The organism is Streptomyces sp. NPDC111520 (genome assembly GCF_055635295.1).
Genome location: NZ_JBVKBW010000004.1, coordinates 356,913 through 368,159, shown reverse-complemented (window position 1 = coordinate 368,159; position 11,247 = coordinate 356,913). Strand labels below are relative to the sequence as shown.

The following is an 11,247-nucleotide window of genomic DNA, read 5'->3' as shown; positions in this document are numbered from 1 at the left end:
GGGCACGTCAGGATCGGTTGCTGTCGTCGTCGGTGGCGCCGCCGTGGGACCCGTCAGGGTCGCCGTGGCCGTCGAGTGCCAGGTCGAGGAGGGCTTGGAGGTCCATCGCGTCGATGGAGTCCGCGGCATCCGCGGGGTCGGCGGTGTCGGCCGCGCCGGCGGGTGTGTCGTCCGGGGCGGCCAGCCGCAGCAGGGTGTCCAGCAGCCCGGCCTCGCGGATCCGGCCCAGCGGGATGGTGGCCAGCGTCCGGCGCAGTTCGGCGTCCTGCGGGTCGGTGTCCACGGGGTGGGCGGTCGTGGTGCCGGCGGCCTCGGGGAAGAGGCTGTGGAGCAGGTGGCCGGTGAGGGCGCGGGGGTTGGGGTAGTCGAACACGAGGCTGGAGGGCAGCCGCAGCCCGCACGCGGCACCCAGGCGGTTGCGCAGTTCGACGGCGGTCAGCGAGTCGAAGCCGAGGTCCTTGAAGGCGCGTTCGGCGGCCACGGCGTCGGCGGAGGCGTGTCCGAGGGCCGCGGCGGCGTGCTCTCGCACGAGGTCCAGCAGGGCCGCATGCCTGTCTTCGCCGGTGAGTTCGGCGAGGCGCCGGAGCGTCTCGGAGGACGGGTCGTCGGTGCCGTCCGCGGCGGCCGGCGGGTCGGCGCGCAGCGCGTCGCGGACCTCGGGGAGGTCGGCGACGAGCGGGCGGGGCCGGGCCGCGGTGAAGGCGGGCGCGAAGCGCGCCCAGTCCACCTCGGCGACGGTCACGGTCGACTCGTCGGCGGCGACGGCGCGTTCCAGCGCCAGCAGGTTGTCGGCCGGGGCCATGGGCGGCAGGCCGCGGCGGCGCAGCTGCTCCTCCGCGTCGCCCTCGGCCGCCATGCCGCCGTCGGCCCACGGGCCCCAGGCGACGGCTGTCGCGGGCAGGCCCTGGGCCCTGCGGCGCTCGGCGAGCGCGTCCAGGAAGGCGTTGGCGGCAGCGTACGCGCCCTGTCCGCCACTGCCCCAGACACCCGCGATGGACGAGAAGAGCACGAAGGCGTCGAGGGAGTCCGATGTGCCGAAGAGCGCGTCGAGGTTCACGGCACCGGCGGTCTTGGCGGCCACGACGTGGGAGAGGCCGGGCAGATCGGTGTGCGCCCCGGGCGGCTGGGAGACGCCGGCGGCGTGCACGACGGCGCGTACCGGGCTGCCCTCGGCGGCCAGCCGATCGACGAGTGCCGCGAGCGCGGACCGGTCGGCGACGTCGCAGGCGGAGAGCGTCACTTCGGCGCCGAGCCCGGCCAGTTCCTTCTCGAGGTCCGCCGCGCCGGGGGCGTCGGCTCCCTTGCGGCTGACGAGGACGAGCCGCTGCGCGCCGTGCTCGGCGAGCCAGCGGGCCGTGTGACGGCCGAGCGCGCCCGTGCCGCCGGTGACGAGCACGGTGCCGCGCGGGGTCCAGGTCGCGGCGGCCGGTCCCTGGGCCGCGGCGTGCTCCAGGCGGCGTACGAAGGTTCCGGACGCACGGACGGCGAGCTGGTCCTCGTCGCCCGCTCCGGCGAGCAGCGCGGCCAGGCGGTCCAGGGTCCGTTCGTCGCACTCGGCGGGCAGGTCGACGAGCCCGCCCCAGCGGTCGGGGTGCTCCAGGGCCACGACCCGGCCCAGTCCCCAGACGTGGGCCTGGGCGGCGCCGGTGAGCCCGTCCGCGGCGACGGCCGCGACGGCCTCGCGGGTCACGCACCACAGCGGCCCGTCGACCCCCGCGGCCTCGCCCGTCAGCACCTCGGCGAGCGCGGAGGTCAGCGCGAGGCCGACGGGGACTCCGGGGTGCTGCGGGTGGGGTCGCTCGTCCAGCGCGAGGAGGGACAGGACACCTGCGACGGCGCCATGTCCGCGCAGGCGAGCGGCGATCGCGTCCGGGTCGGCGTCGGCGGAGTCGAGCACGACCGGTACGACGCGGGCACCGCCGGCCTCGATGCGCGCCGTCACGGCACCCACCCAGGGGTTGTCGGCGTGGGCGGCCGGGAGGGCCACCAGCCAGACACCGGTGGGGGTGCCGTCACCGTTCCCGTTCCCGCTCGGCCACGGGTTCCAGGTGACGCGGTAGCGCCGGGCGTCCACCTGGGTGCGCGCCTGCTGGTCGCGGCGCCAGAGCGAGAGGGCGGGCAGCAGGGCGCTCAGCGGCTGGTCGGCGTCGATGCCCAACTCGTCGGCGACGCCCTTGGGATCGGCGTTCCCGACCACCTCCCAGAAGCGGGCGTCCACCGCGTCACGTGTGCCGTCGGCCGCGGGGCGCGGAACGGCGGGCTCGGGCCAGTAGCGCTGCCCTTGGAAGGCGTAGGTGGGCAGGTCCACGCGGCGGGCGCCGGTCCCGGCGAAGAACCGGGCCCAGTCGACGGTGACGCCGCGGGTGTGGGCATGCGCCAGGGCGGTCACGGCCGTCTCGGCCTCGGGTCGGCCCTTGCGCAGGACGGGAACGAAGGCGGCGCCCTCCCCGGTCACGCAGTCCTGGGCCATGGCGGAGAGCACGCCGTCCGGGCCCAGCTCCATGTACGTGGTGACGCCTGCGGCCTCCAGCGCGCGGACGCCGTCCAGGAAGCGCACGGCCTCACGGACGTGCCGCACCCAGAACTCGGGCGACGTCACCTCGTCCGTCACCAGGGCACCGGTCAAATTGGAGACCAGCGGAATGCGCGGGGCCCGGTAGGACAGCCCCTCGGCGACCTTCCAGAAGTCCGCGAGCATGGCGTCCATGTGCGGCGAGTGGAAGGCGTGGCTGACCGTCAGTCGCTTCGACATGCGGTCCTCGAACGACGCCGCAACGCCGACCGCGGCGTCCTCGTCACCCGCGATGACCACCGACCGCGGCCCGTTGACCGCGGCGATGCTCACCCGCTCGTCCAACAGGGGTAGGACCTCGCCCTCCGACGCTTCGAGGGCGATCATCACACCGCCACCCGGCAGCGCCTGCATCAACCGCCCACGCGCCGCGACCAGCGCGCACGCATCCTCAAGCGACAACACCCCAGCCACATGCGCGGCAGCGATCTCACCGATGGAGTGACCGGACAGGTAGTCCGGTCGCACACCCCACGACTCGACCAGCCGGAACACCGCCACCTCCACCGCGAACAACGCCGGCTGCGTGAACTCCGTGCGGTTCAGGACATCGGCGTCGTCCCCGAACAGCACGTCCTTGAGCGGCACTTCGAGATGCCGGTCCAGGTGCGCACACACCGCGTCCAGTGACCCGGCGAACACGGGGTACGTGTCATACAGCTCGCGCCCCATCCCAAGCCGCTGACTGCCCTGCCCCGTGAACAGGAACGCGAGCGGGCTGGCGGTGACCGTCGCCTGGACGAGGCCGGGGGCCTGCCGTCCCTCGGCGAGTGCCACGAGGGCCGTCTTCAGCCCATCGGTGTCGCCGGAGACGATCGCGGCCCGCTCGCCGAGGGCCGCCCGGGTGGTCGCCACCGAGTGGGCCAGGTCGGCGAGAGGCGCGGCGCCGGACTCGACCACCGGCAGCAGGCGTCGAGCCTGGTCGCGCAGGGCCTCGGGGGTCCTGGCCGAGAGGACGTACGGGAGGAGGCCGGGCGCCTGCGCGGGGGCCTCGGCGGCCTCCGCGACGTCGCCCGGGGGCTGCTCGATGATCGTGTGGGCGTTGGTGCCGCTGATGCCGAACGACGAGATGCCGGCCCGGCGCGGACGCCCCGTCTCGGGCCACTCCCGCTGCTCGGTGAGCAGGTCGATGTCCCCCGTCGACCAGTCGACGTGCGGGGTCGGCTCGTCGACGTGCAGCGTGCGCGGCAGCGCGCCGTGCCGCATCGCCAGCACCATCTTGATGACGCCCGCGACACCGGCCGCGGCCTGCGTGTGCCCGAGGTTGGACTTGATCGAGCCGAGCAGCAGCGGCTGCTCCGGCGAGCGGCCCTGCCCGTACGTCGCGAGCAGGGCCTGCGCCTCGATCGGGTCCCCGAGCCGGGTGCCGGTGCCGTGCGCCTCCACCGCGTCCACATCGGCAGCAGACAGCCCGGCGCTCGCCAGGGCCTGCCGGATCACCCGCTGCTGCGACGGGCCGTTCGGCGCCGTCAGACCGTTGCTCGCACCGTCCTGGTTCACCGCCGAACCCCGCACCACCGCCAGCACGGGGTGCCCGTGGCGCCGCGCGTCCGACAGCCGCTCCACCAGCAGCATGCCCACGCCCTCACCCCACCCCGTGCCGTCGGCCGCGGCGGCGAACGCCTTGCAGCGGCCGTCGGGCGAGAGGCCGCCCTGGAGGCTGAACTCACTGAACGTGGCCGGGGTCGACATGACGGTCACGCCGCCGGCCAGCGCCACGGTGCACTCGCCGTTACGCAGCGCCTGCACCGCCCAGTGCAGCGCCACCAGCGATGACGAGCACGCCGTGTCCACGGTCACCGACGGGCCTTCGAGCCCCAGCGCGTACGAGACACGCCCCGACATCACGCTGCCCGCGTTGCCCGTCATGACATGGCCCAGGACGCCGTCGGTGCCGTTCCGCTCGAGCTGTGCGTCGTACCCGGTGTACGCGGCTCCCACGAAGACGCCCGCCTGGCTGCCGCGCAAGGTGGTCGGGTCGATGCCCGCGCGTTCGATCGTCTCCCAGGCGGTCTCCAGGAGGAGCCGCTGCTGCGGATCCATGGCCAGCGCCTCGCGCGGCGATATCCCGAAGAAGTCCGCGTCGAAGGTGTCGGCGTCGTACAGGAAGCCGCCCTGGAAGGTCTGCGCGTCGCCGTGGGCGAGGAGTTCGGCGGTGTCCCAGCCGCGGTCGCCGGGAAGGCCGGAGATCGCGTCGCCGCCGGTCTCGACGAGGCGCCACAGGTCCTCGGGGCTGCGGACGCCGCCGGGGTAGCGGCAGCCCATGGCGACGATCGCGATGGGGTCGTCGTCTGCGCAGACCGTGCGCGATCCGGTCGGCGCGAGGGCGGTCCCGACCCCGTCCGCGTTCCCGTCCGTGACGTCGCCGAGGAGTTCCTGGCGCAGGTGGCCGGCGAGCGCGGTGGCGGTCGGGTAGTCGAAGACGAGGGTGGCCGGCAGGCGCCGACCGGTAGCGGCACCCAGCAGGTTGCGCAATTCGACGGCGGTCAGCGAGTCGAAGCCCAGTTCCTTGAAGGAGCGGCCCGGCTCGACGGAGGCCGGACCCGGATAGCCGAGCGCGACGGCTACCTGCTTGCGGACCAGATCCAGCAGGACACGGTCGCGTTCGGCCGGGACGAGCCCCGCCAGACGCGCCCGCAGCCCGTCCTCCCCTCCGCCGCCACCGGCGGAGGCCGCGGCCCGGCGCGTGGGGGCACCCACGAGACCGCGCAGCAGCGGCGCCAGGGCACCTGCCTGGGCCTGACCGCGCAGGACGCCGAGATCGAGCTTCATCGGCAGGAGCACGGCCGCGCCGACGGACAGCGCGGTGTCGAAGAGGGCGAGGCCGTCCTGGCTCGAGAGGGCGCCCACGCCGTCTCTGGCCATGCGCTGGAGATCGCTATCGTCCAGGTGCGTGGCCATTCCGCCCACCTGCGGGGCCCACAGGCCCCAGGCGAGGGCGGTGGCCGCGAGTCCCTGGGCTCGCCGCTGCTCCGCGAGGCCTTCCAGGAACGCGTTGGCGGCGGCGTAGTTCGCCTGCCCGGGCGCCCCGAGGGCCGCGGCGATCGCCGAGAAGACGACGAAGTCGGCGAGGTCGAGCCGGCGGGTGAGGTCGTGCAGGTGGAGCGCCGCGTCGACCTTCGGACGCAGGACCTTCTCGAGCCGCTGCGGGGTGAGGGAGTCGATGACGCCGTCGTCGAGGACGCCCGCGGTGTGCACGACGGCCGTCAGAGGGTGCTCGGCCGGTACGGAGTCGAACAGGGCGGCCAGTGCGTCGCGGTCGGCGGTGTCGCAGGCGGCGACGGTGACCTCGGCGCCCAGGGCGCGCAGCTCATCCGCGAGTTCACGGGCTCCGGCCGCCGACTCACCACGGCGGCTGGTCAGCAGCAGGTGGCGGGCGCCGCGCGCGGTGACGGCGTGCCGGGCGACCAGTCCACCAAGAGCACCCGTTCCGCCGGTGATAAGGACGGTGCCGTCCGGGTCCCAGTCACGGGGAACCGTGAGCACGATCTTCCCCACATGGCGTGCCTGGCTCAGATGACGGAACGCCTCGGGGGCCTGGCGCAGGTCCCATGCCGAGACCGGGAGCAGGTGCAGGGCACCGGACCGGAACAGCGCCAGCAGTTCGGTGAGCATCTCCTGGATGCGGTCGAGGCCGGCCTCGGTCAGGTCGAAGGCCTGGTAGGTGACGCCGGGGTGGGCGGCGGCGACGTCCTCGGGTGAGCGGACGTCGGTCTTGCCCATCTCCACGAAGCGCCCGCCACGCGGCAGCAGCCGCAACGAAGCATCCACGAACTCCCGTGCCAGAGAGTCCAGAACGACGTCGACACCCCGCCCACCGGTCGCGGCGCGGAAAGCGTCCTCGAAGTCGAGGGTGCGGGAGGAGGCGATGCGATCGTCGGCCAGACCCAGCCCGCGCAGGGTGTCCCACTTGCCGGGGCTCGCGGTGGCATACACCTCGGCGCCCCAGTGGCGGGCCAGCTGGACGGCGGCCATGCCGACACCACCCGCTGCCGCATGCACGAGAACGGACTCACCGCCGCGCAGTGCGGCAAGGTCGTGCAGCGCGTAGTACGCCGTCATGAAGACGATCGGCACCGACGCCGCCTCGGCGAACGTCCAGCCCTCCGGCATCGGCGCGACCATCCGCCGGTCGACAACGGCCAACGGCCCGAACGCACCCGGCAGCATGCCCATCACACGGTCACCGGGGGCGAGATCGGTGACACCCGGACCGGTCTCCACGACCAGGCCCGCACCCTCAACGCCCATCAGGCCCGCGTCACCCGGGTACATGCCCAGGGCGTTCAGGACGTCACGGAAGTTCAGGCCGGCCGCTCGGACGGCGACGCGCACCTCACCGGGCGCCAGCGGCGCCTCGGACTCCGGACTCGGGACGAGCACGAGGTTGTCGACCGTACCCCTGTCCCGGATGTCCATGCGCCAGGCGCTGGTGTCCGCCGGCGGGGTCAGCGGTGTCGTGGCGGGGACCCGCGCCAGCCGGGGCGTCTGCACCATGCCTCGGCGGACGGCGAGTTGCGGCTCGCCGCTGGCCAGGGCGGCCGCAAGCGCCCGCGCGGAGGCGGGGTCGCCGTCGAGGTCGACCATCACGAAGCTGTCGGGGTGCTCCGACTGCGCCGAGCGCAGAAGTCCCCGCACCGCGCCGCCCGGGAGATCCGTGACCGCGCCACCGGGCACCGTGGTCACGGCACCCGACGTCAGCCACACCAGCCGCGCGTCCGCGAGGCGCTCGTCCGCGAGCCACTCCTGCACGGTCGCCAGCGCACCCCGCACGGCCGAATGCACCCCGTCGGCCACATCGTCGTGATCCGTCGCCGGCAGGTGGACGAAGACGGCGTCGAAGCTCGGCTCCCCTGCCGTCAACGCCTTGCGGAGCGCGGCAAGATCGGCGTACTCCACCACCTCCGCACCCGTGGAGGCCAGGCCCAGTTCGTCCCGGCCGAGCACGGCCCAGCGCCGTCCCTGCGGGCCCTCACCGCGCCCAACGGTAACGGGCGACCATTCCACGCCGAACAGCGACTCCAGGTGGGCCGCTTCGGCGACGCGCACCTGCTCCGCCGAGACGGTGCGCAGGGCGAGGGCGTCCACGGTGGCGACGGGTGCGCCGGAGGTGTCGGCGATCTCCAGACGTATGCCGTCCGTGCCCGTGCGCGCGACGTGGACGCGCAGCGCCTCGGCGCCGGCGGCGTGCAGGGTGACCCCGGTCCAGGCGAACGGCAGGCGTCCCACTCCCACGGTACCGCCGAGCCCGCCCAGCGCCAGCGCGTGCAGACAGGCGTCGAGCAGGGCCGGGTGCAGGCCGAAGTCCCGCGCGGCCGGAGCGGACCCCTCGGGCAGCGCGACGTCGACGTAGACGCTCTCCCCGCGCCGCCACGCGGCCGTCAGACCGCGGAACACCGGCCCGTAGCCCATGCCGAGCCCGGCCAGCACGTCGTAGAGGTCGTCCGACTCGGCGGGTTCGGCGCCCGCCGGGGGCCACTGGGTGAACTCGAAGTCCGGGCGCGCGGCACCCCGGGCGAGGACGCCGTCGGCGTGCCGCACCCACGGCTCGTCGCCGGCGCCGTCCTGGACGCGGGACGCGAGCGTGAACGTGCGCCGACCCGTGCCGTCGGCGTCCGGTGCGCCCACGTGGATCTGCACCTGCACGCCGCCGCGCTCGGGCAGCACCAGCGGGGCCTGGAGGGTGAGTTCCTCCAGCACGTCGCAGCCGACCTGGTCACCGGCGCGTACGGCCAGTTCCACGACGGCCGCGCCGGGCAGGATCACGGAGCCCCAGACGGTGTGGTCCGCGAGCCAGGGGTGGGTGTCCAGGGAGAGGCGGCCGGTGAGGAGGAACCCTTCGCCGTCGGCGAGGGCGACGGTCGCGCCCAGCAGGGGGTGATCGACGGCCTCCAGCCCGGCGGCACGCACGTCCCCGATGCCCGGGACCGGCGGCTCGATCCAGTAGCGCTGCCGACGGAAGGCGTAGGTGGGCAGATCGACGCGCCGGGCGCCGGTCCCGGCGAAGTACCCGGCCCAGTCCACCGCGATCCCCCGGGTGTGGGCGTGGGCGAGCGCGGAGGTGGCGGTCTCGGCCTCGGACCGGTCCCTGCGCAGGACGGGGACGAAGGCCGCGCCCTCGCCGGTCAGGCACTCCTGCGCCATGGCCGACAGCACGCCGTCGGGGCCGAGTTCCAGGTACGTGGTGACGCCGGCGGTCTCCAGGGCGCGGACGCCGTCCAAGAAGCGGACGGCTTCGCGAACGTGCCGCACCCAGAAGTCGGGCGAGGACATCTCGTCGGTGACCAGGGCGCCGGTCAGGTTGGAGACGACGGGGATGCGCGGGGCTGCGAACGTCAGCCCGGACACGACCTCGCGGAACGCGTCCAGCATGCCGTCCATGTGCGGCGAGTGGAACGCATGGCTGACCGTCAGCCGCTTCGACTTACGGTCCGGGAACACCTCTACGATCGCGACAGCGGCATCCTCGTCGCCCGCGATCACGACCGCCTGCGGCCCGTTGACCGCTGCGATGCTCACCCGCTCGTTCAGCAGCGGCAGGACCTCGTCCTCCGACGCCTGCACCGCGATCATCACACCGCCACCCGGCAGCGCCTGCATCAACCGCCCACGAGCCTCGACCAGCACGCACGCGTCCTCAAGCGACAGCACCCCGGCCACATGCGCGGCGGCGATCTCACCCACCGAATGCCCGGACAGCAAGTCCGGCTTCACGCCCCATGACTCCAGCAGCCGGAACAGCGCCACCTCCACCGCGAACAACGCCGGCTGCGCGAACTCCGTCCGGTCCAACGCCTCCGCGTCATCCCCGAACAGCACATCCAGACCCAGCCGCTCACGCACCGCATCAAGCGCATCGGCAAACACCGGATAGGCGTCGTACAGCTCCCGCCCCATCCCCAGTCGCTGACTCCCCTGCCCCGTGAACAGGAACGCCACCTTGCCCTCGGCCGGCGACCCCGTCACCACACCGGCGGCCGGGTCGCCGTCGGCGAGTGCGTTCAGCGCGGCCAGCAGGCCCGCGCGATCCCCGGCCACGACCACCGCACGGTCCGCGAACGCGGCACGTCCCTGCGCCAGCGAGTGGGCGACGTCCACGGCGCGCAGCCCGGTGTGCTCGTCCACGTACGCGGACAGGCGGCGGGCCTGGTCGCGCAGAGCCTCCTGCCCCTTCGCCGACAGCAGCCACGGCACCACGCGCGCCGGTGCGACGGGCTGCGGCTCCGGGGCCTGCTCGGGCTCCGGGGCCTGCTCGATGATCGTGTGGGCGTTGGTGCCGCTGACGCCGAAGGCCGACACGGCGGCGCGACGCGGTGCGCCCGTCCCGGGCCACGGCATCCGCTCGGTGAGCAGGGCGACGTCCCCGGCCGACCAGTCGACGTCGGGGGTGGGCTCGTCGACGTGCAGGGTCTGCGGCAGCACGCCGTGCCGCATCGCCATGACCATCTTGATGACGCCCGCGACACCGGCGGCCGCCTGGGTGTGGCCGAGGTTGGACTTCAGCGAACCGAGGCGCAGCGGGTGGCCCTCGGGGCGATCCTGACCGTAGGTGGCCAGCAGGGCCTCCGCCTCGATCGGGTCCCCGAGGCGGGTGCCCGTCCCGTGGGCCTCGACGACGTCGACCTCGGCGGCGGAGAGCTGGGCGTTCTCCAGGGCCTGACGGATCACGCGCTGCTGGGACGGGCCATTCGGTGCCGTCAGGCCGTTGCTCGCACCGTCCTGGTTGACCGCCGAGCCCCGCACCACCGCCAGCACCGGGTGACCGTAGCGGAGCGCGTCGGACAGCCGCTCGACCAGCAGCACGCCGACGCCCTCGGACCATCCGGTGCCGTCGGCGGAGGCGGCGAAGGACTTGCAGCGCCCGTCCGGGGCCAGGCCGCGCTGACGGCTGAACTCGACGAACACGTCGGTGTTGGGCATCACGCACACACCGCCGACCAGGGCGAGCGAGCACTCGCGCTGGCGCAGCGCCTGGGTCGCCAGGTGCAGGGCGACGAGGGAGGACGAGCACGCGGTGTCGACGGTGGCGGCCGGGCCCTCGAGCCCGAAGACGTAACTGACGCGGCCGGACAGGACACTGGTGGCGCCGCCGGTCAGCAGCAGCCCTTCCAGCTCCTCCGGGACCTCCCTGAGGTCGGCTCCGTATCCCATCGCGCTGGCACCGACGTAGACGCCGGTACGGCTGCCGCGCACGGTCGAGGGGTCGATGCCGGCTCGCTCGAACGCCTCCCAGGTGACCTCCAGCAGTTGGCGCTGCTGCGGGTCCATCGCCAGCGCCTCGCGCGGCGATATCCCGAAGAACGCGGGGTCGAAGAGCGTCGCGTCGTCGAGGAATCCACCGCCGGTGTTGTAGAAGGCACCCTTGCGGTCGGGATCGGAACCGGTGAGGGATTCGACGTCCCAGCCGCGGTCGGCGGGGAATCCGGAAATGGCGTCGCCGCCCTCGTCGACCAGTCGCCACAGGTCCTCCGGCGACCTGACCCCGCCGGGGAAGCGGCAGCTCATCGCCACGATGGCGATGGGCTCGGCGGCGTCGGCCTCGATCTCCTGGACACGGCGGCGGGACCGGCGCAGCTCGGCCGTCATCCACTTCAGGTTTTCGAGAAGCTTCTCTTCGTTCGCGCTGGTCACCGGAACGTCACCCCCTGGGGAATCGCGAAATGCGGCCGTACGGA

Annotated in this window: 1 protein-coding gene; it reads right to left on the bottom strand. The window is 73.9% G+C overall.

What is annotated here, in order from left to right; genetic code table 11:
* Nucleotides 1-7 precede the first annotated feature (7 nt).
* Nucleotides 8-11,203 (bottom strand): type I polyketide synthase, encoded by an 11,196-nt coding sequence (locus ACZ7MY_RS11795; RefSeq protein ID WP_499601207.1) that lies wholly within the window; start codon nucleotides 11,201-11,203, stop codon nucleotides 8-10.
* Between the last annotated feature and the right edge of the window lie 44 nt (nucleotides 11,204-11,247).